Raw genomic sequence first — 24129 nt, 5'->3', positions numbered from 1 at the left:
CGGAATCCGGGCGCACTCGGATCTCGAAAGATCGGCGGCGGGTATCGGGGTCGGAGCAACCGACGGAGCCCGTCGAACCACCGGTCGAGAGCGACACCGTCCGTTGCGGTCGGAGACCGCTCGAGGTAGCGTATTCAGAGTTCGTCGATGTTCGTCACGGTCGACCGAATCGTTACCGCCGCGACGTCGGCGACCTCCGCCGCGGCGGTCTGGGTCAGTGACGGCCACTCATCGCGTTCGCCGGCGGCCTTGTAGAGACAACCCGCGGCGACCCCGCTGGGATTGCGGCCGCCGATCAGTCCCGCCTCGAGCAGGGCGTCGACGTGTTCGCGGGCGCGGCGCTCGACGGCCGAGCCAAGGTCGAGTTTCGAGGCGTACCGCGGCAGGTACTGCGTGGGATCGATCGGACCCGTCGGCAGCCCGAGTTCGCGGTTCAGCGCATCGTAGGCGACCTCGAGTTCGTCACCGTCGGCGCGAGCCACGTCGGCGATTTCGTCGATGGTCCGGGGGACCGAACGCGCCCGACAGATCGCGTAGATCGCGGCGGCAGCAAAGCCCTCGAGCGACCGACCCTGAAAGAGCCCGTCGGACTGAGCGGACTCGAAGAGGACACAGGCCTGTTCTCTCGTGGAGTCCGGCAGGGAGAGCAACGCGGTGATCCGTCTGATTTCGGCGAACCCGTAGACCTGATTTCGTTCCGCTTTCGACGAGATCCGTGCGCGATTGTGCTCGCGGCGGAGCCGGGCGATCTGTCGGCGTTTGCGACCGGTGAGCCGAGAACTGTACCCCGAATCCGAGCCGGACCCGTACCCGATCTCCGTCGAGAGACCCCGGTCGTGTCTCGAGCGAGTGAGCGGAGCGCCGGTTCGACGCCGATCGGTGTCGTCGTCCTCGAACGACCGCCATTCGGGTCCGCGGTCGATCGCGTCTTCCGCGGAGACCAACCCGCACTGTTCACAGACGATTTCAGTACCCTCCCTCCGTAATCTGCCGTCACACTCGGGGCAGATCGCAGCCGAATTGGAATCTGCCATTGGTTATTACCTTCTACGTTCGATTCTCCTGGCTTCATATTTAAAGTATTGGAATAGATAAATGATTCGCGGAGAGCCGGCGAGCGCGGGCCGGACGGGAGCGACTATCGATTGACAAGTCGTGAGAGCAGGGTCCGTGAGTTCGATGGGGACCGCGACGACTCCGCCCGCTCGGCCAACAGGCGTTCGTACCGATCGATCACGGCCTGTCGGCGGGTTTCGCTCGTTTCTAACGCGTCCTCGAGCGCGGCGATCCGAGCGTGGAGCCGGGTCCGTTCGATCTCGTAGGAAAGCGGTAGTTCACGACGGCCCGAATCGAGAGTGGCGTGACGCGACGGGCCATCATCGACTCGGTTCGACTCGAGGGTCGAACGCGAGCGATCGATTCGAGTCCGGTGATCGGCGGGGACGGTGAAATCGGAGCCTCGTCGTTCGGCGGACATGGGACGCGTTCGGTTTCGTGTCCGACCCCGAAAAAGCTCAGTCAGTCGGGTGTCAGACGCGTCCGACGCGGGTCGTGCGTCCGACCGACGTTACTCCGCGAGTTGCTCGAGCACGCCGTCGGTATCGGCCGGGACGGGTTCGGGCTCGCTGCCGGCGGCGGCCGCGGCGTCCGGGTCCTTGAGCAGGTGGCCGGTCGTGAGACAGGCGACGCGCTCGTCGTCGTCGACGACGCCCTCGGCCCGGAGTTTTCGCAGGCCGGCGACGGATGCGGCGGAGGCGGGTTCGACGCCGATCCCTTCCCCGGCGATGTCGCGCTGGGCCGCGGTGATCTCCGCGTCGGAGACCGCGACGGCGGTGCCGCCGGTCTCGCGGATTCCCGGTAGTGCCTTCGGCGCGTTGACCGGGTTCCCGATCCGGATCGCGGTCGCACGCGTCTCGACGGTCTCCCAGCGGCGGACCTCGTCGGCCCCGTTGTCGATCGCTTCGACCATCGGCGCGGCCCCCTCGGCCTGCACGCCGGTCAGTTTCGGGACATCGTCCTCGTCGAGTGCGCCGGCCTGAACGAGTTCGCGGAAGGCCTTGTACAGCGCCGACGTGTTGCCCGCGTTGCCGACGGGTAACACGATTCGGTCCGGAACGGTGTCGTAGTCGGCGAGAAAGCCCTCGAGGATCTCGAGGCCGATCGTCTTCTGGCCCTCGAGCCGGAACGGGTTCAGCGAGTTCAGCAGGTACGCCTCGCCCTGGCCCGCGAGTTCCTGAACGATGTCGAGGCAGGCGTCGAAGTTGCCGTCGACCTCGAGAATGCGCGCGCCGTGGAGACTCGCCTGGGCGATCTTCCCGGCGGCGACCTTGCCGGCGGGGAGGAGCACGAGCGTCTGCATCCCGCCGCGGGAGCCGTACGCGGCGAGGGCCGCGCTGGTGTTCCCCGTCGATGCGCACGCGAGCCGACCGACGCCGAGTTCCGTCGCGACCCGCACGCCGACGGTCATGCCGCGATCCTTGAACGACCCGGTCGGGTTCATCCCCTCGTGTTTGATCCGCAGGGCTTCGATGCCGATCTCGTCTTCGAGACGGGGGACCTCGTACAGCGGCGTCGCACCCTCCTGAATCGAGACGCCGGACTCGAAGGGCAAGGCGTCGGCGTAGCGCCAGACGCCCTGCCCCTCGAAATCATCGAAGGTCGGAAGGTCGGCGTATCGAACCTCGAGCAGTCCGTCACACTCGTCGCAGGTGTATCGAACGTCGTCGAACGGAGCGAACGTCTCGCCGCACTCGATACACTCGAGCCAGACGCCGTCGTCGGCGTCGTCGGGTCGTTCCGGCCGGTCGGCCGAGAGACTGAGACTCATTGTCGGGCAGAGGGGGGCGACGTGCAAAAAGCAAGTGGATTCGGCAGTACACCCAGTCACCGGACGCCGATCTCACGTGTCGTCGACTTCCGCGCCGGACCCCATAACCGCCATCGAATCGTGGTCCGTCCGCCGTTCGACAAGCAGCGGCGTGTTCGTCGCCGGCCCGACCACGGCTAACCCAGGTGTAGCGATAGGGGCCGCTGCATGCCGTTCCCATTATATGAAAACGTTACTAGAGGTATATTCGAATATCGTACCACGCTCCACGTATGGCCACCGAACGGAGTCAACACGTCGATCGATCGCTCGTCGTTTACTCGTACTGGCCGTACGCGATCCTCCTCGGCGGGATCGTGGGAGCTATCAGACCGATGCTGACCATACTCGGCGACGTGGGGCCGACCGCGGGCGTCCTCACGACGCTGCCCGAGTTTCAGCTGTGGTGGGTGATCCACATCGGCTACAGCGCCGTCTTCGGTGCCGGGTACGGCCTCATCGCGTACCACCGGCGGCTCCGTCCGCTCTCGGAATCGGTTCCGATGGGTGCCGTCCTCGGTCTCGGCTACGGGACCGCACTGTGGCTCGGCAACGTTGTCATCGGGTGGAACCTCGTCCTTACCACGTACGTCTTTACGCTGGTCGACCCGATCGATCCCCTCGCGGCCGGACCGATCATCGACCACGTCGTCTACGGCATCGCGCTCGGAGTCGTGTACGCCGCCGTCGTCCCGCGGCTCTCCACGTATCGCGGGTAGAACCGCCCCGCAGCGTGGCCCGCTCCCGTCGGGACGGCGGGCTCAGTCGAGCAACCAACTCAGCAACGCCTTCTGGGCGTGGAGCCGATTCTCGGCCTGATCGAAGACGATCGAACGGTCGCCTTCGATGACTGCATCGGTAATCTCCTCGCCGCGGTGGGCCGGCAGACAGTGCATCACCGACGCCTCGGGGGCGTGCTCGAGCAGGTCCGAACACACCTGGAAGCCCTCGAAGTCGTTCATGCGGACGTCGCGTTCGTCCTCCTGTCCCATGCTGATCCAGACGTCCGTGTAGATGATATCGGCGTCGCTGACGGCCTCGACGGGATCGGTCGTGAGCGTCGGGTCGCCACCCAGGTTCCGCGCGCGCTCGAGGACGTCGTCGTCGATCCCGTAGCCCGCGGGCGTCGCGACCGTCAGGTCGATATCGGTCAGCGCCGCGCCGAGCGCGAACGACTGCGCGACGTTGTTGCCGTCGCCGATCCAGACCGCCGAGACGTCCTCGAGCCCGCCCATGTGTTCGCGAATCGTCAGCAGATCCGCGAGCGTCTGGCAGGGATGGGCGTCGTCGGTGAGGCCGTTGACGATCGGCACCGACGCGTACTCCGCGAGCACCTCGGCGTTCTCGTGTTTGAACACGCGGGCCATCACCGCGTCGACGTACCGCGAGAGGGTCCGTGCGGTGTCTTTCAGCGGCTCGCCGCGGCCGAGTTGGATGTCGTCTTCGCCGAGGAAGACGGCGTGGCCGCCGAGTTGGGTCATCCCCGTCTCGAAGGAGACGCGGGTCCGCGTGCTCGGTTTTTGGAAGATCATCCCGAGGGTCTGCCCGTCGAGGTCGGCGTGATCCTCACCCGCCCGCTGGGCGCGCTTGTACTCGCCGGCCTGCTCGAGGATCGTCAGGAGGTCGTCGTGCGAGACATCGTCGATGTCGAGGAAGTGTGTTGGATCGGAATCGGTCGTCATGGCTGATCACCGCGTGTCTGTGGTTGCGCTGCCGTCAGTGTCTTCGTCGCCGTCATTCGTCGTCCTCGCGAAGCGTCGTCGCGACCCGCTCTAAGACCGCGACCGACTGATCGAACTCCGGCAGCGAGAGTCGTTCGTCGGGCGCGTGGTCGAGTTCGGAGTTGCCGGGGCCGTAGGTCACCATGGGGCAATCCCAGGCGTCGGCGTAGAGGTTCATGTCGCTGGTCCCGGTTTTGCGGAGCAAGCGCGGCTCGCCGTCCTCCGCGCGGATGGCCGCCCGAAAGGCGCGGGCGACTTCGGTACGGGGACTCTCCATCACCGGCGGGATCGGCTCGTCCCAGGAGACGGTCCCGATCTCGAGTGCCGCTTCGGCCGTCTCGCGGATCGTCTCGACGTCCATCGACGGGGGGACACGCAACTGGGCCTCGAGAGTCGCTTCCACGGAGAGGCCGTCGTCGGTGATCCCGCCGTCGATGGCGACGGGTTTGGCGGTCACGCGCTCGAAGACGGGCGCGTACTCGTCCTGTTCGAACGCGGCTTCGACGCCCGTCCACCAGTTCGTCGCGTGCTGGATGGCGTTGGGTTCGGGCCGGGAGGTGTGGCCAGACTCGCTGGTCGCGACGTACGTCCCGTTGAGGAAGCCACGGTAGCCGAGCGTGATGCCCGTCGCGCCGCTTGGCTCGCCGTTGACGACGGCGTCGGGTTCGACTTCCCGGTCGGCCACGAGGTGGCGGGCACCAAGGGAACTCGTCTCCTCCTGGACGACGCCGACGAAGGAGACGCCGGTCCGGACGGCCGCGACGGCCATCGCCGCCAGCGGCCCCGTCGCGTCGACGCTGCCTCGCCCCCAGAGGAGGTCGTCGCCCGCGTTGGCGATCTCGGCGTCCTCGTCCGCAGCGTCCGCAGCGTCGACGCGGACCGGAATCTCGCCGGGGACGGTATCGACGTGTGACGTCAGGAGGACGGCGTCGTCCGCCGGCGCGCGAACGTTGCCGACCGCGTCGATCCAGGCTTCGCGGCCGTAGGCGTCGAAGAACTCGACGAGGCGCTCGGCGGCGGCCCCCTCCTCGCCGGACGGCGACGGCGTGGCGACGAGATCGATCAGGAGGTCGCGGGCCGCCTCGAGCGAAACGTCGGCGGTGTCTTCCATGGTCGCACTCATGATTGGGCGTCGGTCTCGGATGCGATGGTCGCCGTCAGTGCGTCCACGAGTTGCGCCGCGTCCGCCTCGTCGATCACGAGCGGCGGCAGCAGGCGCAGCACGGTCCGGCCAGCAGGCAACGCGAGAACCTGCTGGTTCATCGCCAGGTCGCGCGCGACCCGGTTCGCCCCGCGTTTCAACTCGATGCCGACGAGAAGGCCACGACCGCGGACCTCACGGACCGCATCGCCCAGTGCTGCCTCGAGTTCGGTCACGAGGAAGTCACCGAGGTCGGCGGCGTGAGCGGGCCACTCCTCCTCGACCAGCGTCGAGACGGTCGCGTGGACCGCCGCGGCGACGACGGGGCCGCCGCTGAACGTGGCGTTGTGCGAGGCCGCGCCGTCGGCGATCCAGTCCTGGACCGCGACCGCGCCGACGGGCAGGCCGTTGCCGAGCCCCTTCGCCGTCGTCAGGACGTCAGGCGTGACGCCCGCGTGCTGACAGGCCCACATCTCGCCGGTACGACCCATACCGGTCTGGACCTCGTCCAAGACGAGCGCCGCGCCGGCGTCCGCGGTCAGTTCGCGGGCGGTCTCGAGGTACCCCGTCGCCGGGACGTTGATCCCGCCCTCGCCCTGGATCGGCTCGAGGATGACGGCCGCCGTCTCGTCGTCCACGGCAGCGGCGAGTTCCTCGACGTCGCCGTAGGGAACGAATTCCACGTCGCCCGCCAGGGGCTCGTAGGGCTTCTTGTACTTGTCCTTCCAGGTGGCCGCGAGCGACCCCATCGTCCGCCCGTGGAACGAGCGGGTCGCGGCGACGATCTTCGACTCGCCGGTCGCCGACCGGGCGAACTTCAGGGCGGCTTCGTTGGCCTCGGTCCCGGAGTTACAGAACCAGGCGCTCTCGAGGCCGTCCGGCGCGGCCGCGACGAGCGCGGCGTAGGCGTTCTCGCGCGCCGCGACGGGATAGGAGGAGTCGACGAACGTCAGGTCGCCGACCTGTTCCTGGACGGCCTCGACGACCGCCGGGTGCGAGTGACCCAGCGGGGTACAGGCGTAGCTCGCGCCGGCGTCCAGATACGCCGTGCCGTCGGCGGTGTAGAGGGACGCTCCCTCGCCGCGCTCGAGACGGATCGGTTTGCTCCCGGAGACGAAGTCGAGGTCGCTCATTCTGCGGCCTCCTGTTCGGTCTTTTCGTCCCCGTCGGGCTCGAGGACGCCGGGCTCGAGGGTCGTTCCCGCACCCGCGAGCGCGCTACTGATCGGGTCGTCGGCGTTGGCCGTCGCGACCGTGACCGACGCGGCTCCGCCCTCGAGCGCCTCCTCGGCGGCCATGACCTTCTTCGTCATGAACCCTTCAGCGGCGTCCGTGACGGCCGCGAACTCCTCCGGCGTCGCGGCCGAGTCGATCTTGGTCGATTCGTCGTCGGGGTCCTCGTAGATTCCCGTGACGTCCGTCAGCACGACGAGATCGGCCTCGAGCGCACCCGCGATCGCAGCCGCGGCGCGGTCGGCGTCGGCGTTGACCGCGGTGTAGCCGCCGGATTGCTCCGTGCCGAGGATCGGAACGGAAACGACGGGCGTGTAGCCGCCCGCGAGGGTCGTCTCGAGCAGGTCGGCGTTGACCGACTCGATCGTGCCCGAGTGGTCGCCGCGCTTGATCTTCTTCTTGCCGTCCTCTTTCACGCGGACGGCGGACTTCCGTTTGCCACAGAGTAGTTTGCCGTCCGTACCGGAGAGGCCGACTGCGTCGACGCCCTCGTTGTGCAGGCTCTCGACCAGATCGGTGTTGAGCTTGCCCGGCATCACCATCTTGAAGACGTCCATGGTGCGCTCGTCGGTGAAGCGGCCGACGACGCCGCCGGGCGTTTCGACGTAGGTCGGCTCCTCGCCGAGTTCCGCGAGCGTTTCGTCGACGGCGGTCGACCCGCCGTGCGTGAGGACCACGTCCTCGCCGTCCTCGACGAGGCTCGCGACGTCCGCGAGGGCACCGTCGGGGTCGACGGCGCGTGCACCGCCGATCTTCACTACCGTCGTCATGTCAGGGTGCCCCCACGGGGTGAAGCCCCGTAAACTCGAGTCCAGCCGTCTCCTCGAGCCCCAGCGCGACGTTGGCGGCGTGGACCGCCTGCCCCGCGGAGCCTTTCATCATGTTGTCGATCGCCGAGAAGACGACGATGCGCTCGTTCGACGGGTCGAGTTCGAAGCCGACCTCGCCCAGATTCGTCCCGGCGACCGCCTTCGGTTCGGGGTAGCGGTAGACGCCGGAGCCGCCGGCGGCCATGCGGACGAACGGCTCGTCCTCGTAGCAGCCACGATAGGCCTGCCAGAGGTCGCCCTTCGAGACCGGGCTCGCGGGGAAGACGTGGCTCGTCGCGCTGGCACCGCGAATCATGTCCACGGCGTGGCAGGTAAAGGCGACCGACGTACCGAGGAACTGTTCGATTTCGGCCTCGTGGCGGTGACCCGTCGGCGCGTACGGACGCACGACCCCCGAGCGCTCGGGGTGGCTCGAGGCCTCGCCGCCGCCCGCGCCGCCCTCGGAGGAGCCGACTTTCACGTCGACGACGACCCGCTCGGCGCTGCCCTCTAAGATCCCGTGCTCGAACAGCGGGTAGAGCCCGAGGATCGTCGCGGTGGCGTTACAGCCGCCGCCGGCGATCAGGTCCGCACCCGCGAGGTTCTCGCGGTTGATCTCCGGCAGCGCGTACTCGGCCGTTTCGAGGTATTCGGGGGCCTCGTGGCCGTCGTACCACTCGTCGTACTGCGCCTCGGTCTCGAGGCGGAAGTCCGCCGAGAGGTCCACGACCGTGTCCGCCACCTCGAAGAACTCGTCGATCCGCCCCATGGAGACGCCGTGTGGCGTCGCCGCGAAGAGGACGTCGACGGACTCGAGGTCGTCCGGTTCGGTAAAGCGAAGGTCCGACCCGCGCAGCGGCGGGTGGACGGAGCCGACGCTCTTGCCGGCCTTCGACCGACTCGTGACCTCGCTGATCTCGACGTTCGGGTGGCCCGCGAGCAGGCGGAGCAGTTCGCCGCCCGTGAAGCCGGAGCCGCCGACGACGCTCGCGGTTATCGTCTCGGCATTTGCGTCCGCCCCGGTTTCGGTGCCGACCGCCATCAGGCGGTCACCTCGAGTTCGTCGGCGGCCGCGTCGGCTTTCCCCTCGAGCCAGTCGACGACGGTGGCCGCGACGTCCGTCTCGACGGCGTCGTCGAGGGCCTTGAACTCGACCGTGTGATTGACTTCGTGGACCGTATACGAATCGCCGATTTCCATCAGGTCGATGCCCAGCAGGCCGCCGCCGACGGCGTCGCTGGCCTTCCGGACGAGCGCCACGGCCTCGTCGTCGAGGTCGAAGACGTCCGTCTCCGCACCCTTCGCGGCGTTGGTGATCCAGTGGTCCGACGAGCGGACCATCGCGGCGATGGGCTCGCCGTCGGTCGCGAGCACGCGGATGTCACGCCCGGGCTTCTCGACGAACTCCTGGACGTAGAACACCTTGTGCTCGTAGTGGCCCAGCGTCGCCTTGTGCTCGAGGATGGCCTCCGCGGCCGACTCGGAGTCGATCTTGGCCATCAGGCGGCCCCACGACCCCACGACGGGTTTGAGCACGCACGGATACCCGAACTCCTCGATGGCGTCCATCGCGGTCTCTTTGGTGAACGCGACCTTCGTCGCGGGGGTGGGCACGCCCGCCTTCTCGAGGGCGAGGCTGTTTTGTACCTTGTCCGCGCAGATGGCTGCGGTCTCGTGGCTGTTGACCACGGGGATGCCGTAGGCCTCGAAGAACTGCGTGGCGTACAGGCTCCGGCTCGTGGCGAGACAGCGATCGACGACGATGTCGAGGCCGTCGAACGCCGCGGGAGCCGCCGAGATGTCGAAGGTCTGTTTGCGAACGTCGATCTTCGTGACCTCGTGGTCACGCTCGCGAAGCTCGGTGAGGAGGAGCTTCTCGTCCTTGCGGATCCGTGAGTAGAGGAGTCCTACTTGCAAGGTCACTCACCCCAGTCCTCTTCGAGCTCGGGGGCTCGCTCGAGGACTGGCGGCTCCGTGTCGACGACTTCCAGCTCGGCTCCACAGGTCGTACAGTCGATGATCTCTCCCACTTCCAGATCGTCGTGCAGGGACACTTCGGCCCCACACTCGACGCATTCGGTCATTGTACTCCCATGTGTGAACCGAGATACCTTAAATCCTTCGGAGCTACCAGAAAAATTATACTAACTGCACGCCACTCTAACGGAGCCTCAAACCCAACAGACTGCGAATTTACTTCTGAATATCATGTGTTCGGTAATTTGTCCCCTCGCGGGGATCGCCGCCGACCCGGCCGATCGGCGGCATGTGGCTTCGCCCGTCGACCCGTTCCGGACGGGCGACAGCCGACCTCAAACATAGCCGTTCACCTCCGACCGGAGCGCCTCGCGTGCCGTCTCGAGCCCGTCGATCGCGGCCGCACGCGACTCTTCGGCGGCCGCGAGCGACTCGCGAGCCGACTCGATCTGGGGAGCGACCGCGTCGGGTGCGGGACCGCCCTGTGAGTCGCGGCTCGCGACGCTTTCGGCCGGCTCGAGCGCCGTTTCGACGGCCGCAGGTTCGACGTGGGCCGCGAGCGATTCGCCGAGTACCTCCTGGGCTGCGGCCTCGAGGGCGTCGTAGTCGGCACCGTCGTCGGCCGCGAGCGCCACGAGTTCGTGCGCCGTCCGGAACGGGATCCCGTTGGCCGCCAGTAGGTCCGCGACGCCGGTCGCCGTGGAGAAGCCGTCACCGGCCGCCGCGGCGAGGGCCGCCTCGTTCCAGTCGGCCGTCGCCACCGCGCCCGCCGCGACCTCGCTGGCCTCGGTGACCGCGTCGACGGTTTCCCAGGCGTGGGTCGTCGCCCGCTGGAGGTCGCGGTTGTACGCGCGTGGCAGCCCCTTCAGGGTCGTCGTCAGCCCCTGGACGCCGCCGGCGGCGTCGCCCGCGACCGCGCGGACCAGTTCCAGCGTGTCCGGGTTCTTCTTCTGGGGCATGATCGACGACGTCGAGGAGTAGTCGTCGGCCGGATCGACGAAGCCGCGGTTCGCGAAGATGATCACGTCCTCCGCCAGCCCCGACAGCGTCGTCGCGTGGGTCGACAGCGCCTGGGTCGTCTCGAGCAGGAAATCCCGACTCGAGGCGGCGTCCATCGAGTTGACCACCAGTCCGTCGAAGCCCAGCAGATCGGCGACGCGCTCGCGGTCGATGTCGAAGGTCGTGCCCGCGAACGCCGCGCCGCCCAGCGGCGACTGGTTGATCCGGCTGTAGGCCTCGAGCAACCGTTCGGTATCGCGGCGAACCGCACCCTCGTAGGCCAGCGCCCAGTGGGCCACGGTGGTCGGCTGGGCGGGCTGGAGGTGGGTGTAGCCGGGCATGATCGTCTCGGTGTGGGCTTCGGCGACGTCGACGAGCGACTCGCGCAGCGCGAGCGTCGTCTCGATCGCCTCGAGAACGTCCTCGCGCAGGCGATAGCGGATGCAGGCCGCGACCTCGTCGTTGCGCGACCGTGCGGTGTGCATCTTCCCGCCGTCCGCGCCGCTGCGCTGGATGACTGCGGTCTCGATGGCCTCGTGGACGTCCTCGCCGTCGGGCAAGGAGCCGTGGCCGTCGACCTCGATCGCGTCGAGGGCGGTCAGGATCTGCCCGGCGACGTCGTCTCCGATGATGCCCTGTTCGGCGAGCATGACCGTGTGTGCGCGGTCGACCTCGAGGTCGGCCTCGAAGATCCGTTCGTCCGCTGCGAGCGAGGAGAGGAAGCTCCGGGCGGGGCCGCCGCTGAAGCGGTCCCGGCGGACGACACCCTCGTCGCCACCGTCAGAGCGATACGCCGACGAATATCGGGGTTCGTCGGACTGCCCGCCGCCATCGGCCGTGGCCTTATCGCCGTCGTGAGCGCTCTCCTCGGTCATGATTACTGGTCGTCTCCCGTCCCGCTCCCGTCGGTCGCGAGCTCGACTGCCTCGTCGTCGGCGTTGGCCGCGATCGCCTCGTTCGCGAGGCGGCGCTGGAAGCCGTGGTACTTCGCGACGCCGGTAGCGTCTTCCTGTTTGATCTCCCCGACGGTCTCGGTGTCGAAGGAGGCGTGTTCGGCCGAGTAGGCCGCGAACGTGCTGTCGCGAGCGACCGGACGTGCCTGGCCACCCTCGAAGCGGATCGTGACCGTGCCGGTCACACGCTGCTGGGTCTCGTCGATGAAGCTCTCGAGCGCGCTCACGAGCGGTGCATCGATCAGCCCCTCGTAGCCCTTCTGGGACCACTGCTGGTCGATCTGCTGCTTGAACTGGCGCTCCTCCTGGGTGAGGACGAGCCCCTCGAGGGCCTCGTGGGCGTTGAGCAGCGTCGTCGCGCCGGGATGCTCGTAGTTCTCGCGGACCTTCAGTCCGAGCATGCGGTCTTCCATCATGTCGGTGCGGCCGACGCCGTAGCTGCCGGCGAGTTCGTTGAGGTGTTCGATGAGTGCGACCGGCTCGTACTCCTTGCCGTCGACGGCGACGGGGTAGCCGTTTTCGAAGGAGATCTCGATCTCCTCGGTCTCGTCGGCGGGGTCCTCGGTCCAGGCGTAGATCTCCGTCGAGGGGACGTAGTTCGGATCCTCGAGATCGTCGCCCTCGACCGAGCGGCTCCAGATGTTGGTGTCGATCGACCAGTCGCCGCCGCTGCCGCCCTCGACGGGGAGGTCCTTCTCGGCGGCGTACTCCTTCTCCCACTCGCGGGTGAGGCCGAGTTCGCGCACGGGGGCGATGACTTCGAGGTCGGAGCTACGCCAGACGGCCTCGAAGCGAAGTTGGTCGTTGCCCTTGCCCGTACAGCCGTGGGCGATGCCGGTACAGTCCTGCTCCTCTGCGACCTCCAGGATCGCGTCCGCGATCACGGGACGGGCGAGCGCCGTTCCCAGCGGGTAGCCCTGATAGGTCGCGTTCGCGCGAACGCTCTCGAGACAGAGTTGCGCGAATTCCGCTCGCGCGTCGACGACGTAGTGGTCGAGGCCGAGCGCCTCGGCGGTTTCCTCGGCTTCGTCGAACTCTTCGGCCGGTTGGCCGACGTCGACGGTAACGCCGATCACGTCGTCGTATCCGTATTCTTCCTCGAGCAGCGGGACACAGACCGTCGTGTCCAGACCGCCCGAAAACGCAAGTGCCACGCGGGTCATATCGTACTCGAGTAAACCCACAGGACGGACTTAAATTCATTGGTTTCAATTCCGTAAATTAAAGGTATAGATGCTGCTAACCCAAAATACTGCAGTTTCGGGAAATGCGAAACAGACCGGAACAGGGGGAGTAGTATAGTACGGGCTCAAAGGCCCGGTCGGAATCGCCGCGGCCGCCGCCGAGCGACGGACCCGTCGGTACCGAGAACGGCGAACGCGGTACCGGCGAGACGGCTCATTGGTAGAGTGGTACGGACCCACAGTATTAAATCCTGCTACCTCGCGCGCTCGCTGGTCCGGGTCGGGATCGGAGCCGACACGCGCGGACAGCGTTAGTCGTCGTCGGGCAACGTCAGCACGTTCTCCCGTCCGATTCGGAACACCTCGATCTCGTCGCTCTCGCGTAGGTCGCCGACGACCTGACTCGTCTTGGCCTCGGTCCAGTCCAGTTCCGAGACGACCTGCTGTTGTTTGACCCGACCGCCGCGTGCCTCGAGCAGTCGCAGGACGCGTTCCTCGTTGCTCAGTAACTCCGGCGGGGGACCGTCGGGGACGGTCCGCTCGGAATCGGCCGCGCCGTCGGGTCGATGGACGGCCTCGTCCTCGGCGACGGTCGCCTCCTCGTCCGACCGCCTGCGACCGAGCAACCAGCCGGCCGCGCCGACGGTTGCGAGCAACGCGAGCGCGAGCGTGACGATCGTCCACGGCATCGACGGGTCCGCCGCGGACTGTGGCTCGGCCGTGCCCGCATCGCTGTCCCGTATCAGCACGACCCGGGGTTCGCCGTCGGGGAAGTTCCGTTCGCCCTCCCAGCCGACCGACCCGGCGCCCGACTCGTCGGGCGACGGCTTCACCTGTGGCGCACCCTCGTTCTCGTAGACGGCGTACTCCTCGGGCCAGCGGAACTGCAACGTCGTCCCGTCGGTGAGCGTAAAGCCGGAGAGCGCAGCACCCGCCTCGATCCGATTGACCTGGACGTGCGCGAAGTGAGCCCACTCGAAAGAGACCTTCGCGTGGCCGATCTCCTCCGGTCTGGACGTCGTCTCCGTGGTGATGGAGACGTTCGAGAGCGACATCTCCCGGTCGGTCGCGTTTTCCCCTTCGGAAAGCGTCTCGTTCCAACTCCGGCGTTCCTCGGCGACGTACCAGTCGGTCTCGCTCGAGACGTTCGCCGCCAACGACTCCCACTCGGCCGACCGATTCTCGTCGGCGAGGTAGAACTGGTAGTCGACCGTCACCCGCGCCGAACCGTTCTCGGCGATGAACACGTCGATATACGTCTGGTCCGCCTCTCCAAGCGTCGGCGTGCCGTTCACGTCGCCCCCGGGCGCTTCCTGCAGCGCCGCTCGCCGTGTCCCGACATCCGCCGCGACACCGGCCGCCGCCGAGACGAACGCGATCGAAGACGCAACCACCACGAGCACACACAGTAGGGCCCGCAGCCCCCTCGCCTCCATTACTATGATATGCCGGAGCCGTCTAAATAGGTCTTTCCGACCACCGTACCGACGTGTTTTTCAGCTAGTCTCTCAAGCGTGGCCGTATGTTCGACACCCGCGGCGAACTCGAGATCGAGACCCTGCTGAAACTCGTCCTCGGGCTGGTCGCCGTCTTGCTCGTGCTCGAGATCATCGGCGCGGTGATCAACGGTCTCACGAGCCTGCTCGGTCCGTTCGCCCTCGTCGTCCAGTTCGCGATCGCCGTGCTGATCGGCCTCTGGCTGCTCGACCGGCTCTAACCCGGCACCGAATCGCCGCCGCTCCCGCGAGACCAGCAGACTGATAGCCGCCTCGGCCCAACGGCGACCGAAGTGTACAGCGTCAACGTTCCGGTCCCCGGTCGCGTCCGACAGCTCGCGAACCGGCTCCATCCCGACCTGATCGGGTTCGAGACCGTCCGCGAGGACCACTCCTGTCTGCTCAAGCGGCTCGGCGAGGCCGACCACGTCGCACAGCTCCAACACCGTGCCCACCGCGCGCTCGAGGACACCCCTGCCGTCGAGGCCGCGATCACGGGCATCGACTACTTCGAAGACCCACCGCTCGGTTCGGCTCCAGTGGTCTATTTAGCCGTCGACAGTCCCGGACTCGAGGACGTTCACGCCACGCTCACCGAGGCCTTCGACCCCGTCGACGGACTCGAAGGCGGCGACTACGTGCCGCACGTGACGCTGGCCCGCGGCGGCGACCTCGCGACCGCACGCCGGCTGGCCGACCGCGAGATCGACCCGGTTCGATGGACGGTCAGCGAACTCGAGTTCTGGGACGGGACGAACAAGCTGCCGGTGAGCCGCGTTTCGTTGCCGTCCTGATCCCGCAGTTGGGGTCACGGTGTCGGCGGGTCGCCGTCGTAGGCGTCGTGGCCGCCGTAGAAGTTGAGCATCGAGAACTTGAGTTTCTCCGGGTCGATATCGATCAGTTCCTCGCGCTCCTCGTGGGGGAAGATGCCGTTGACGCTGTACTTGCCCAGATCCGGCTTTGCCCGCCTCGAGTAGCGTCGGTCGAGCAGCGCGCGGACGCCGACCTCCTCGGGCGAGCGGATGACCCGGCCCAGGGCCTGCCTGGTCTTGCGGATCGTCGGGATCTCGACGGCGTAGCGCCAGCCCGTGTCGGTGCCGTCGAAGGCCACGTCGTAGGCGTCCTGAACCGCCTCGGCGCGGTCGTCCAGGTGCGGGTAGGGAACGCCGACGACCAGGACCGTGTTCGCGTCGTCGCCGTCGAAGCTCACGCCCTCGGCGAGCGTCCCCCACAGCGAGGTACAGAGCACCGCGCCGTCGTCCGCGACGAACTGCTGCCGGAGTTCCTCGACGGACTGGCCCGGCTCGTCCAGGTAGAGCGTCCGATCGCTGCGGCTCACGAGCCGGTCGGCATACCGGCTCGCCTCGCCGTAGTTGGGGAAAAAGGCGAGCGTGTTGCCCGGCGTCATCCGGACGGCGTCGTGGATCGTCTCCGTGACCGTCTCCTGGACGGCAGGATCGTCGCGATCCGAGGAGAACAACGGCGGCGTCTCGACGGCGTACGTGCGGCGGTTCTCCGCGGGGAACCCCAGCCCGTAGCCCATCGTCACCGCGTCCTCGAGACCGAGCACGTTCTCCGTGACCTCGAACGGCTGGATGGTCGCGCTCATCAGGACGGTCGCGGAGATCTCGTCGAACAACGTGCCGGTCACCTGCCGCGGGAGACAGGAGTACAGCTCCGCGCGGCCGTACACCTCGTCGGTGCCGGCGTCGCGGGTGACGGCGACGACCGGATAGAGCCCCTCCGCCGAGCCCTCGGCCATCCACGCGCTGATGAAGCCGGCAGCCTGGAGGGTCTGACACTCCGTCCGCGTGGCCGTCTCGCCCTCCCGATACGCCTCCTCGTACTGCTCGTCTAGCTTCCGGCCGAGTTTCATCGCGGCCTCGAGATCGTCCTCGATCCCCCGACCGGAGTACCGTTGGAGGAACGCGAGCGTGAGGTCGTCCTTGCGGTCCTCGTTGGCGATCGAGACGTCGGACCACGTGTTGTCGATCCCCTCACGGTCGCCGAACCCGACGGACTCCTCGTAGGTCTCGACGAGCGCGCGGTGGAACGCCGAGAGGACGTTCGCGGCGTCCTCGGCGCGCGGATCGTCCGCGTCGGCGACCTCGTCCAACGCGGCGTCGAACGTCCGCTCGGAGCAGGTTCGAGTCGCGTGCTCGCGGGCGGCGTCCTCGACGTTGTGGGCCTCGTCGAAGACGGCGATGATATCGTCCGGATCGCGGCCCAGCCAGCGGAAGAACTGCTCGCGGATGGTCGCATCGAGCAGGTGATGGTAGTTACAGACGACCAGATCGACGCCCTCGAGCCCTTCCTTCAGGAGCTCGTAGCCGCAGAACTGCTGTCGTTCGGCGTAGTCGTAAATCTCCTCCGGCGTGCGGACATCCTCGAAGAGCCACCCGAAGAAGTCGTCCGTGTTCTGCGTCAGGTTGTTCCGGTAGTAGTCACAGACGGTCTGCTCTTCTAAGTCCTCGAGTCGGTCCTCGATGGCCTCGAGTTCGTCCATCACCGCCGAGCGAGCGTCGGCCGCCGAGCCGTCGCCGTCCTGACTCTCCGCGAGCAGTTCGCGTTGCCGGCGCTCGAGTTGCTCGCGGTCGCGTTCGGCGTCGACGACCGCGCGGGTGTTGTCCCGCAGCGCCTGACACTCCTCGTAGCCGACGTCGATGTGACACATCGACGCTTTTCCCTTGAACACGACCGCGCGGATGGACTCTTCGCGGGTGATCGCGCGGGCCTCGGCGACGAACTGGCGCATCTGCTGGTGGACGTTGGTCGTGATGACGACCGTCTTGTCCTGCTCGCGAGCGATCTCGAGGGCGGGGACCAGCGACGAGAGGGTCTTGCCGGTCCCGCAGGCCCCCTCGAAGAGGACGTCCTGGCCCCGGTGGAGGGAGTTATAGATGCGGTCCATCGCCTCGCGCTGGTTCTCGTACGGCTGGTCGTACGGGAAAAAGCGCATGTACCCGGCAGTCTCGGACACACGAGACGATAGGTTCGCGCTGCGATAAAAGGATTCGTCTCGATTCCACCTGCGAACCCGCGACGGGCCGTCGGACTCGTCACCCGAACATATATTCTGGTACCGTTAGAATCCGTTCGACGAGCCAGCATGGACGAGGTCTCCCGCACGCTCGAGGAATACGAGTCCGACGCTGACGCCTACGTTCGGAAGTACTGTGCCGAGTCGGTCGCAGCCCAGTACGGCGAGCCCTTTTTCGACGCACTCGCCGGCGACCGGCTACTGGATGTCGGCTGCGGGCCCGGCTCGGATCTCTCGACGTTCGAGTCCGCCGGCTACGACACGGTCGGACTCGATCTGACCTCCGCATTCCTGCAAGCAGCCTGCGAACGCGAGCCGACCGCATCACTCGTCCGGGGGGACATGCGTGACCTGCCGTTCGACGATGCCGCGTTCGACGGCCTCTGGAGTTCCGCGTCGTTTCTGCACGTCCCCCGGTCGGATGCGATCGCAACTCTGCGCGAGTTCCGTCGGGTGCTTCGTCCCGACGGCATTGCCTTCCTTTTGATCAAACGCGCCCCGACGACAGCCGGCGAGTCACGCGACAGACATTTCGAGTACTATCGCGCGGACGCGATCCGCTCGATCGTCGAAGACGTCAGGTTCGAGCCACTGCTCGTCGAGACGGAAGAGAACTGGGTCTCGGTCCTCGCTGGTGCCGAGTCGGGCGAGGCGGCTGACGGGAGTCGGTCGGGGGATGGTTCCGAGCGATAGCACGGCCCAGTTTCACGGTGCCGTCGGCGATCACCGGCCGGCTATCGCACGGTACAGCGACAAACGTGTCCGGGCCAACGCCTCGAATATGACCATCCCCGGATACGATTCGAGCAACGTCGTGGAATTCACACTCGAGCAGGCGGGTGCCCATATCGCCGTCGTCGCGGGCGTCGTCCCCGACGGGTTCGGGCTCGTGAAGAACGGTGACGAGGCACCTGTCGACGCCCTCGGTGATCCCGTCGAAATCCAGAGCGTCGGCGGACTGAAGGCCGTCGAAGCGATCGAGATTAGGCTCGTCTACGACCCCTCCCGACTGCCACCGGGTGCGAGTCCGACGGATGTCGCGGTCGCCATCGAGACGGACGAGGGATGGGAGCCCCTCAAATCGACGGTCGATCTCGAGGAGACGACGGTGACGGCGGTGTTGAACGATCGGCCGCCGGGCTCGACGGTCGTGGCGGGCTACGACGACACGGAGGAGGAACGCGCGGAGTAGCGGGGCCGGAGTCGGGGCTACGTCTCGGGTTCGATGTAGACCTTCTGGATCTGGTCGTCGTGCTCCATCAGTGCGAGTTCGATCCGGGTGATGCGCTCGTTGATCGTCTCGGCGTCGAGATCGGGCTCGAACGCCACGTCGGCGGTGACGAGCAACTCCTCGGCACCGAAGTAGACGGTTCGGAAGTCGACGAGTTCGGTGACGCCGTCCCAGTCGGCGACGATCGCTCGGAGTTCGTCCTCGGCGTCCTTCGGCAGGCTCTCGCCGAGGATGAGCCGCTTGTTCTGCCAGGCGAGCGCGATCGCGAATCCCATGAGCATGAGTCCGATGAGGAGCGCAGAGGCGGCGTCGTACATCGGGTTCCCGGTCGTCCGCGTGAGATACACGCCGAGGAGGGCGATCCCCGCGCCGGCGAGCGCGATGGTGTCCTCGGTGAGCGCGGTCAGGGTCGTCACGTCGCTGGTCTTGCGGAACGCCTCGCGGAGAGTCGTCCAACCGTACTCGTCCATCTGACGGCTGATCCCCTGGTAGGCCTTCCAGAGCGCGTAGGACTCGAAGGCGATCGCCCCGAGCAACACGGCGTAGTTGACGAAGACCGGGTCGAACGTCTGTCCCAGCAGCGTCACGTCCTCGCTCGCCCGGTGGACGCCGCCGTGGGTCAGGGCGTCGTACCCGTGACGGGCGCTCTCCCAGCCGGCGATCCCGAAGAGCATGACGCTCACGAGGAGGCTGTAGAAGAACTGGGCCTTCCCGTGACCGAACGGATGCTCGCGGGTCGCCTCTTGTGCGCCGTACTTGATCCCGATCAGCAGGAAGATCTGGTTCCCCGTATCCGAGATCGAGTGGTAGGTCTCCGACAACATCGCTGGACTCCCGGTCAACAGAAACCCGCCGAACTTCAGGACCGCGATCGCGCCGTTCGCGAACAGTGCGGCGAGCACGACGGAGGTACTACTGGCCATCGACGGCGACTACGAAGGGGCGGCCTAAAAGTATAAGCCGCTCTAGATCGAGTCGGCCGCCGACCGAAGCCGATCGACGCCTCCAAACCGCGCTCCCGGACGTATCGCCGACCGCATCCGAAAGGGACCTGTCAGTGACGGGCGAAGGCCGATCATGATCGCGATTTTCTCCGACACGCACAGCAGCCGCGGCCACGAACTCGAGGGCGACGCACTGACCGCGGCCCGGGAGGCCGACACCGTCATTCACGCCGGCGACTTCACGACCGAGACGGCGCTCGAGGCGTTTCAGACGGAGTGTGATCGGCTGTACGCGGTCCACGGAAACGCCGACAGTGCGACGGTACGCGACCGGCTCCCGGCGGCACGCGTCGTCGAGGCCGGTGGCGTCCGGGTCGCCGTCACGCACCGACGGGACGGCGGCGAGACGGGACTCGCGATGTTCGGACGCTCGCGAGGGGCCGACGTCGTCGTCTTCGGCCACAGCCACCGACCGACGGTCGTCGAGAGCGACACCGTCCAGTTGCTCAATCCCGGCAGCCACGCCGACCCGCGCGGGAATCGGCCGGGGTTCGCCGTGCTCGAGGAGCGATCGGACGGCGGTCTCGCCGGCGAGATCCGCGACCCGAACGGAACGGTCATCGAAACGGTCCGGATTTCGGGGGAGACGGGGACACTTGCGGAGGACGGTGACGGGAATGAGTCACACGGGAAGCGCGAAGACCGGTGACAGAGAGCGGTCTGCCGTGGGTCGCCACAGCGTCAGCGGGGGCTCGGGTGCGGGACCGGTGCGGTGGATCGACGGGGACCGCTAGCAGGGGGAGGCGACCCGCCGTCGTGCCGGCCGTCAGACGGGACCGAAGTCGCGGGCGGGCCGCCGTGATCGGCACCGGGATGATCGAAGGGGGTGGGAGCTGGCCTCGATCTCGAGGGCGGCCCTCGGAACGGATTCGGGAGGGTGAGGACCGACGATCGAGGCACACATCGGGCTACGACCCGACCGACGTTATAGGTAGCCCAAGCTGAAAGACGGGTTTTAGTTACCGACCCGCCGGACGGATGCAACCGACCGAGGTCGAAACGGTTAACCACGCTGACAGTGTAACCGCGACGTATGCTGGACACCATCATCGGCTTCCTCCCCGACGACCCGGTCATCATCGCGGTCGTCCTGATCCTGCTCGGGTTGGTCTTCTTCGCGTACCTCCTCCTCCGGCGGACGGTCCTCGAGTTCCGCGACGGGATGCGCGGCGAGCGCTGACCGGCGTCAGGCGAACGCGGCCTCGAGTCGCTCGAGCGCCCGCTCGATGGCCGCGCGGTCGACGTCGCGGTGCGTACAGAATGGACCGTCGTCGGACCGAACGGCGTTACCAGCACGTCCCGCTCGCCGAGTCGTTCGACGACGGTCGACGGCTCGAGCCCCGTTTCCGACACGTCCGCGAGGACGATGTTCGTTTCCGGCGCCTGTACGTCGAACCCGTCGATGCCGTCCAGCCCCGCCGCGAGCAGGCGGGCGTTTTCGTGATCCGTATCGAGGTCGGTGACGTTCGAGAGGGCCTCGAGCGGCGACGATCGCCGAGGGAAACGTTCACTGTCCCGTCATGTGTACGGCGACGTATGGCCCCTGCTTCCGGTTCGGAATCCCCTCCCGACGACGACCCACCGACGGCGGCCGATGGGGTGGGCAGCGAGCGTTCACGCCCGTTTCAGCGGCACGTTGCTCGTGTCATCGACCGGTTCGGTGACTTGCAACTGTTCGGCGTGGTCCCCCTGATCGCCGCGCTGTTCGAGTTCGAAAAGGTGCGACGGGCGCTCGAGTCCACCGGTCGCGGTCTCTCGCTCAACCTCGAGTTCGCCTTCCCGTCGCCGCTCGTGACCCTGTGGCAGTTGGTCAACCCCCCGGACCCAGCCACGGCGACCACGCGGTCCCGGTATGGGGAGCCGTCCGGCGCTCCCTCCTTCGGTGGTGCGCCCGGAGAACCGACGCCAACCGGCGGGTCGACGACCCCCGCCGGGACCACCGGCTCCGGCGGCACCGACGTGACGATCGAGACGCCTGTCGAAACCGTCGAGGTGCCTCTCGAGGCCCTCACGGCCGAGATGTTGGGGTGGTTCGCACTCACACTCGCCGCATACGCAGTGCTCTCGGGGATACTCATGGCGGCGTACGTCGGCGGACTCGATCGACGGCTCCGCGGCGAGCCGATCGCCGTCGGCTCGTGCGTCGCGACCTACGCGCCGCGGTTCGTTCTGTACAACCTCGTTCTGTTCGGCGCGTTCCTGCTGGGGGTCCCGGTTTTCGTGCTCCAACCCGTCCTCCTCGTGCTCGCGATTCCGGTGATCGTCGCACTCGGCTACGTCTTCTATCCCGTGCCGTTCCTGTTCGTCGCCGCCGACGCGCCGTTTCTCGAGGCGTTTCGCCGGTCCCTGCGACTCACGATGGCCGGCGGCGCAGTTCTCAGCTTCGCGCTCTGGCACCTCGGCACGGCGGCCGTCGCCTCGCTGGGTCTGTCCCTGCTCGTCAGCGGCGGCGGCGCGGCCGTCCTGCTGGCAGTGCTCGCTTCGGCCCCGCTCTCGCTCGTTCTGACGGCCGCGACGGTGTCGTTCTTCCGGGAGGACGTCGTGGGAGGGGCCGGAGACTCGGCCGGCGGCCCTTCGAGCGGCGACCCCGGAGCGATCGAGCGAGACGGGGAAGGATGGGCCGCCGACTGATCGTCGGACGCGGCTCCGTCGAACGCGGGCTCGATAGCGTCCGCATCACGAACCGTTTTTTCCCTCCCCCGTCAACACTGGAACATGGACCCGCGAATCCGCGAACACGCAGAGATCATCGCCAACCACTCGGTCGATCTGGAGGCGGGCGACAACGTCGTCATCGATGCCCACCCGGTCGCCGAGGATCTGGTCGTTGCGCTTCACGAAGTGATCGGCGACCTGGGAGCGAATCCGGTCACGACGAGCCAGCGAACCGGCAAACGACAGCAGCGTGCGTATCTCCGCTCGTCGGAGGGGAGCGAGGCGCGAAGCGCCTCGGACGAAACGAGCGGTGAAACCGCGAGTCCCGAGTTCGAGACTCCCGAACACGAACTCGCGCTCATTGAGAACACGGACGTCTACATCGCCGTTCGCGCGACGGACAACGCCACCCAGACCAGCGACGTCGATCCCGAAATCAGCGCGGCCCACCAGCAGGCCCGTCGCCCCATTCTCGAGGAGCGACTCTCCAAGCGCTGGTGTCTCACGCAGTACCCTGCGCCGGCCAACGCCCAGCTCGCGGAGATGAGCACCGAGGGCTACGAGAACTTCGTCTGGGACGCCGTCAACAAGGACTGGGACGAACAGCGCGACCACCAGGCGAACATGGTCGAAATCATGGACCCCGCCGAGGAGATCCGCATCGTCAGCGGCGATACGACCGACGTGACGATGTCCGTCGACGGCAACCCGACGATCAACGACCACGGCGAGCACAACCTCCCCGGCGGGGAGGTCTTCACCGCGCCCCAGCCCGACAGCGTCGAGGGCGAGGTACTGTTCGACATGCCGCTGTACCATCAGGGACGGGAGATCACGGACGTCTACCTCGAGTTCGACGGCGGCGAGGTCGTCTCCCACTCGGCAGCGAAGAACGAGGACGTGCTGACGGAAGTACTCAACACCGACGACGGCGCGCGCCGACTGGGCGAACTCGGTATCGGAATGAACCGCGACATCGACCGGTTCACCTACAACATCCTCTTCGACGAGAAGATGGGCGATACCGTCCACATGGCCGTCGGTCGGGCCTACGACGATACCGTCGGCGAGGGCAACGAGGCCAACGATTCGGCGGTCCACGTCGACATGATCGTCGACATGAGTGAGGACTCGTTCATCGAAGTCGACGGCGACGTGATCCAGCGAAACGGGACGTTCCGGTTCGAGGACGGGTTCGAAGAGTAGGCGGCGAGCGAGCTGCTATCGGCACGCATCGCGCGGGATCGCCGGACGGACCCGCCGTCGGGCGGGCGACGACAGGCACACGATCGACGAGGGTGACCGGTGCCGGCGATCGCGACCCGGGCGGGTGCCACCGAATGGGTTTATACTCCCGGAAGAGCTATCAGACGTATGGAAGTACTCGTCGCGTACGATGGCTCAAAGCCCGCACAGAAGGCGGTCGAACACGCGTTTTCGACGTATCCGGACGCCGAGATCGTGCTGCTGCGCGTCGTCGAGGCGGCAGGTGGGTCCACGGAGGCGGGAATCAATATGGTCCAGGAGATGCTTCGGGAGCGAGAGGAGACGGTCTCCGAAGAACTCCCCGACGAGATCGCGGCGATCGTCGGCGACCCCGACATCGAGTTTCGGACCGAGACCGTCGTCGGGAAGCCCGCGCGCGAAATCGTTCGGTTCGCCGAGGACCACGATGTCGACCACATCGTCATCGGAAGCCACGGGCGGTCCGGTCTCTCCCGCGTCCTGCTCGGCAGCGTCGCCGAGAAAATCGTCCGGCGCGCCCCCATGCCGGTTACCGTCATCCGGTAGACGGACACGTGAGGGCGGCCGCGGCTCAGC

25 protein-coding genes and 1 pseudogene are annotated in these 24129 nt (G+C 67.1%); 10 read left to right on the top strand and 16 right to left on the bottom strand.

The annotated features are described in order from the left end of the window. Positions 1-134 precede the first annotated feature (134 nt). From ALTAJ2_RS16040 to thrC, 3 genes are all read right to left on the bottom strand, one after another. Positions 135-1034: a transcription initiation factor IIB gene (locus tag ALTAJ2_RS16040; protein WP_049900731.1), complete on the bottom strand. Its 900-nt coding sequence runs from the start codon at positions 1032-1034 to the stop codon at positions 135-137. Between the two features lie 104 nt (positions 1035-1138). Beyond that, positions 1139-1477 (bottom strand): hypothetical protein, encoded by a 339-nt coding sequence (locus ALTAJ2_RS16035; RefSeq protein WP_007110225.1) that lies wholly within the window; start codon positions 1475-1477, stop codon positions 1139-1141. Positions 1478-1567: 90 nt separating this feature from the next. Beyond that, positions 1568-2827 (bottom strand): threonine synthase, encoded by a 1260-nt coding sequence (gene thrC / locus ALTAJ2_RS16030; RefSeq protein ID WP_007110224.1) that lies wholly within the window; start codon positions 2825-2827, stop codon positions 1568-1570. 272 nt (positions 2828-3099) lie between these two features. Here thrC and ALTAJ2_RS16025 point away from each other — a divergent pair, with 272 nt between their 5' ends. Beyond that, positions 3100-3585, top strand: a complete 486-nt coding sequence (locus ALTAJ2_RS16025; RefSeq protein ID WP_007110223.1) for a hypothetical protein — start codon at positions 3100-3102, stop codon at positions 3583-3585. A 42-nt stretch (positions 3586-3627) separates the two neighbouring features. Here ALTAJ2_RS16025 and argF read toward each other — a convergent pair whose 3' ends face one another. The 10 genes from argF to ALTAJ2_RS15975 all read right to left on the bottom strand — a co-directional run bounded on the left by argF (position 3628) and on the right by ALTAJ2_RS15975 (position 14318). Beyond that, complete coding sequence (gene argF, locus ALTAJ2_RS16020; RefSeq protein WP_007110222.1) at positions 3628-4548, bottom strand: ornithine carbamoyltransferase; 921 nt, start codon at positions 4546-4548, stop codon at positions 3628-3630. Between the two features lie 52 nt (positions 4549-4600). Next, on the bottom strand, positions 4601-5710 hold the full coding sequence (locus tag ALTAJ2_RS16015) for a [LysW]-lysine hydrolase (RefSeq protein ID WP_007110221.1): 1110 nt from the start codon (positions 5708-5710) through the stop codon (positions 4601-4603). Further along, positions 5707-6861 (bottom strand): aspartate aminotransferase family protein, encoded by a 1155-nt coding sequence (locus ALTAJ2_RS16010; RefSeq protein ID WP_007110220.1) that lies wholly within the window; start codon positions 6859-6861, stop codon positions 5707-5709. The genes ALTAJ2_RS16015 and ALTAJ2_RS16010 overlap by 4 nt, the downstream gene beginning before the upstream one ends. After that, positions 6858-7730, bottom strand: a complete 873-nt coding sequence (locus tag ALTAJ2_RS16005) for an acetylglutamate/acetylaminoadipate kinase (protein ID WP_007110219.1) — start codon at positions 7728-7730, stop codon at positions 6858-6860. Before ALTAJ2_RS16005 ends, ALTAJ2_RS16010 begins: the two co-directional genes overlap by 4 nt. Before the next feature lies 1 nt (position 7731). Further along, positions 7732-8811 (bottom strand): N-acetyl-gamma-glutamyl-phosphate reductase, encoded by a 1080-nt coding sequence (argC, locus tag ALTAJ2_RS16000; RefSeq protein WP_007110218.1) that lies wholly within the window; start codon positions 8809-8811, stop codon positions 7732-7734. Further along, a complete protein-coding gene (lysX, locus tag ALTAJ2_RS15995) occupies positions 8811-9686 on the bottom strand; it encodes a lysine biosynthesis protein LysX (RefSeq protein WP_007110217.1) in 876 nt (291 codons plus the stop codon). Before lysX ends, argC begins: the two co-directional genes overlap by 1 nt. A 2-nt stretch (positions 9687-9688) precedes the next feature. Further along, positions 9689-9853 carry a lysine biosynthesis protein LysW gene (gene lysW, locus ALTAJ2_RS15990; RefSeq protein ID WP_007110216.1) on the bottom strand — a complete coding sequence of 55 codons (165 nt, stop codon included), beginning with the start codon at positions 9851-9853 and terminating at the stop codon, positions 9689-9691. Positions 9854-10081: 228 nt separating this feature from the next. Then, on the bottom strand, positions 10082-11620 hold the full coding sequence (gene argH, locus ALTAJ2_RS15985) for an argininosuccinate lyase (RefSeq protein ID WP_007110215.1): 1539 nt from the start codon (positions 11618-11620) through the stop codon (positions 10082-10084). 2 nt (positions 11621-11622) lie between these two features. Beyond that, positions 11623-12861 carry an argininosuccinate synthase gene (locus ALTAJ2_RS15980; RefSeq protein WP_007110214.1) on the bottom strand — a complete coding sequence of 413 codons (1239 nt, stop codon included), beginning with the start codon at positions 12859-12861 and terminating at the stop codon, positions 11623-11625. Positions 12862-13193: 332 nt separating this feature from the next. After that, entirely contained in the window at positions 13194-14318 is a 1125-nt protein-coding gene (locus ALTAJ2_RS15975) for a helix-turn-helix transcriptional regulator (RefSeq protein WP_007110213.1), read from the bottom strand. A gap of 86 nt (positions 14319-14404) precedes the next feature. On the opposite strand from ALTAJ2_RS15975, the gene ALTAJ2_RS15970 reads away from it, so the two are divergent. Together ALTAJ2_RS15970 and ALTAJ2_RS15965 are read left to right on the top strand one after the other, a co-directional pair. Further along, entirely contained in the window at positions 14405-14599 is a 195-nt protein-coding gene (locus ALTAJ2_RS15970; protein ID WP_006184830.1) for a DUF7554 family protein, read from the top strand. A 72-nt stretch (positions 14600-14671) separates the two neighbouring features. Continuing rightward, the gene (locus ALTAJ2_RS15965; RefSeq protein ID WP_007110212.1) at positions 14672-15172 is read left to right on the top strand and encodes a 2'-5' RNA ligase family protein; all 501 of its coding nucleotides are present in this window, start codon (positions 14672-14674) and stop codon (positions 15170-15172) included. A gap of 14 nt (positions 15173-15186) precedes the next feature. On the opposite strand, the gene ALTAJ2_RS15960 is transcribed toward ALTAJ2_RS15965, so the two are convergent. Continuing rightward, positions 15187-17358 (bottom strand): ATP-dependent DNA helicase, encoded by a 2172-nt coding sequence (locus tag ALTAJ2_RS15960; protein ID WP_007110211.1) that lies wholly within the window; start codon positions 17356-17358, stop codon positions 15187-15189. Positions 17359-17487: 129 nt separating this feature from the next. Here ALTAJ2_RS15960 and ALTAJ2_RS15955 point away from each other — a divergent pair, with 129 nt between their 5' ends. Beyond that, positions 17488-18111 (top strand): class I SAM-dependent methyltransferase, encoded by a 624-nt coding sequence (locus ALTAJ2_RS15955; protein WP_007110210.1) that lies wholly within the window; start codon positions 17488-17490, stop codon positions 18109-18111. An 88-nt stretch (positions 18112-18199) separates the two neighbouring features. Further along, positions 18200-18610: a hypothetical protein gene (locus tag ALTAJ2_RS15950; protein ID WP_049900777.1), complete on the top strand. Its 411-nt coding sequence runs from the start codon at positions 18200-18202 to the stop codon at positions 18608-18610. Between the two features lie 17 nt (positions 18611-18627). On the opposite strand, the gene ALTAJ2_RS15945 is transcribed toward ALTAJ2_RS15950, so the two are convergent. After that, on the bottom strand, positions 18628-19572 hold the full coding sequence (locus ALTAJ2_RS15945) for a cation diffusion facilitator family transporter (protein ID WP_007110208.1): 945 nt from the start codon (positions 19570-19572) through the stop codon (positions 18628-18630). Positions 19573-19726: 154 nt separating this feature from the next. On the opposite strand from ALTAJ2_RS15945, the gene ALTAJ2_RS15940 reads away from it, so the two are divergent. Then, a complete protein-coding gene (locus ALTAJ2_RS15940) occupies positions 19727-20302 on the top strand; it encodes a metallophosphoesterase (protein WP_007110207.1) in 576 nt (191 codons plus the stop codon). Between the two features lie 384 nt (positions 20303-20686). Next, a complete protein-coding gene (locus tag ALTAJ2_RS19830) occupies positions 20687-20833 on the top strand; it encodes a DUF7859 family protein (protein WP_007110206.1) in 147 nt (48 codons plus the stop codon). A 6-nt stretch (positions 20834-20839) separates the two neighbouring features. Here the strand turns inward: ALTAJ2_RS19830 and ALTAJ2_RS20170 are convergent. Continuing rightward, positions 20840-21135 (bottom strand): annotated as a pseudogene (locus ALTAJ2_RS20170) (low specificity L-threonine aldolase); the annotation flags it as partial. Positions 21136-21189: 54 nt separating this feature from the next. Here ALTAJ2_RS20170 and ALTAJ2_RS15935 point away from each other — a divergent pair. From ALTAJ2_RS15935 to ALTAJ2_RS15925, 3 genes are all read left to right on the top strand, one after another. Continuing rightward, a complete protein-coding gene (locus ALTAJ2_RS15935) occupies positions 21190-22284 on the top strand; it encodes a hypothetical protein (RefSeq protein ID WP_049900774.1) in 1095 nt (364 codons plus the stop codon). Between the two features lie 84 nt (positions 22285-22368). Beyond that, positions 22369-23514: an aminopeptidase gene (locus ALTAJ2_RS15930; protein ID WP_007110204.1), complete on the top strand. Its 1146-nt coding sequence runs from the start codon at positions 22369-22371 to the stop codon at positions 23512-23514. Between the two features lie 168 nt (positions 23515-23682). Beyond that, positions 23683-24099 carry a universal stress protein gene (locus ALTAJ2_RS15925; protein ID WP_006184841.1) on the top strand — a complete coding sequence of 139 codons (417 nt, stop codon included), beginning with the start codon at positions 23683-23685 and terminating at the stop codon, positions 24097-24099. Positions 24100-24129 lie beyond the last annotated feature (30 nt).

The sequence above is a fragment of the Natrinema altunense genome, from assembly GCF_000731985.1.
In the GTDB taxonomy this organism is placed as follows: Archaea; Halobacteriota; Halobacteria; order Halobacteriales; family Natrialbaceae; genus Natrinema; species Natrinema altunense.
The sequence above is the reverse complement of the archived record's forward strand: the minus strand, read 5'-3'. Positions and strand labels throughout refer to the sequence as shown.

Bases quoted from the DNA above. Each gene is read 5' to 3' on its own strand.
- argC (WP_007110218.1), bottom strand. From the start codon at position 8,811: ATGGCGGTCGGCACCGAAACCGGGGCGGACGCAAATGCCGAGACGATA.
- ALTAJ2_RS15975 (WP_007110213.1), bottom strand. From the start codon at position 14,318: ATGGAGGCGAGGGGGCTGCGGGCCCTACTGTGTGTGCTCGTGGTGGTT.
- ALTAJ2_RS15935 (WP_049900774.1), top strand. From the start codon at position 21,190: ATGGCCCCTGCTTCCGGTTCGGAATCCCCTCCCGACGACGACCCACCG.
- ALTAJ2_RS15925 (WP_006184841.1), top strand. From the start codon at position 23,683: ATGGAAGTACTCGTCGCGTACGATGGCTCAAAGCCCGCACAGAAGGCG.
- ALTAJ2_RS16010 (WP_007110220.1), bottom strand. From the start codon at position 6,861: ATGAGCGACCTCGACTTCGTCTCCGGGAGCAAACCGATCCGTCTCGAG.
- ALTAJ2_RS15980 (WP_007110214.1), bottom strand. From the start codon at position 12,861: ATGACCCGCGTGGCACTTGCGTTTTCGGGCGGTCTGGACACGACGGTC.
- ALTAJ2_RS16005 (WP_007110219.1), bottom strand. From the start codon at position 7,730: ATGACGACGGTAGTGAAGATCGGCGGTGCACGCGCCGTCGACCCCGAC.
- ALTAJ2_RS15970 (WP_006184830.1), top strand. From the start codon at position 14,405: ATGTTCGACACCCGCGGCGAACTCGAGATCGAGACCCTGCTGAAACTC.
- ALTAJ2_RS15940 (WP_007110207.1), top strand. From the start codon at position 19,727: ATGATCGCGATTTTCTCCGACACGCACAGCAGCCGCGGCCACGAACTC.
- ALTAJ2_RS15945 (WP_007110208.1), bottom strand. From the start codon at position 19,572: ATGGCCAGTAGTACCTCCGTCGTGCTCGCCGCACTGTTCGCGAACGGC.
- ALTAJ2_RS15955 (WP_007110210.1), top strand. From the start codon at position 17,488: ATGGACGAGGTCTCCCGCACGCTCGAGGAATACGAGTCCGACGCTGAC.
- ALTAJ2_RS16035 (WP_007110225.1), bottom strand. From the start codon at position 1,477: ATGTCCGCCGAACGACGAGGCTCCGATTTCACCGTCCCCGCCGATCAC.
- thrC (WP_007110224.1), bottom strand. From the start codon at position 2,827: ATGAGTCTCAGTCTCTCGGCCGACCGGCCGGAACGACCCGACGACGCC.
- ALTAJ2_RS15950 (WP_049900777.1), top strand. From the start codon at position 18,200: ATGACCATCCCCGGATACGATTCGAGCAACGTCGTGGAATTCACACTC.
- argF (WP_007110222.1), bottom strand. From the start codon at position 4,548: ATGACGACCGATTCCGATCCAACACACTTCCTCGACATCGACGATGTC.
- ALTAJ2_RS19830 (WP_007110206.1), top strand. From the start codon at position 20,687: ATGCTGGACACCATCATCGGCTTCCTCCCCGACGACCCGGTCATCATC.
- lysW (WP_007110216.1), bottom strand. From the start codon at position 9,853: ATGACCGAATGCGTCGAGTGTGGGGCCGAAGTGTCCCTGCACGACGAT.
- argH (WP_007110215.1), bottom strand. From the start codon at position 11,620: ATGACCGAGGAGAGCGCTCACGACGGCGATAAGGCCACGGCCGATGGC.
- ALTAJ2_RS16015 (WP_007110221.1), bottom strand. From the start codon at position 5,710: ATGAGTGCGACCATGGAAGACACCGCCGACGTTTCGCTCGAGGCGGCC.
- ALTAJ2_RS16025 (WP_007110223.1), top strand. From the start codon at position 3,100: ATGGCCACCGAACGGAGTCAACACGTCGATCGATCGCTCGTCGTTTAC.
- ALTAJ2_RS16040 (WP_049900731.1), bottom strand. From the start codon at position 1,034: ATGGCAGATTCCAATTCGGCTGCGATCTGCCCCGAGTGTGACGGCAGA.
- ALTAJ2_RS15930 (WP_007110204.1), top strand. From the start codon at position 22,369: ATGGACCCGCGAATCCGCGAACACGCAGAGATCATCGCCAACCACTCG.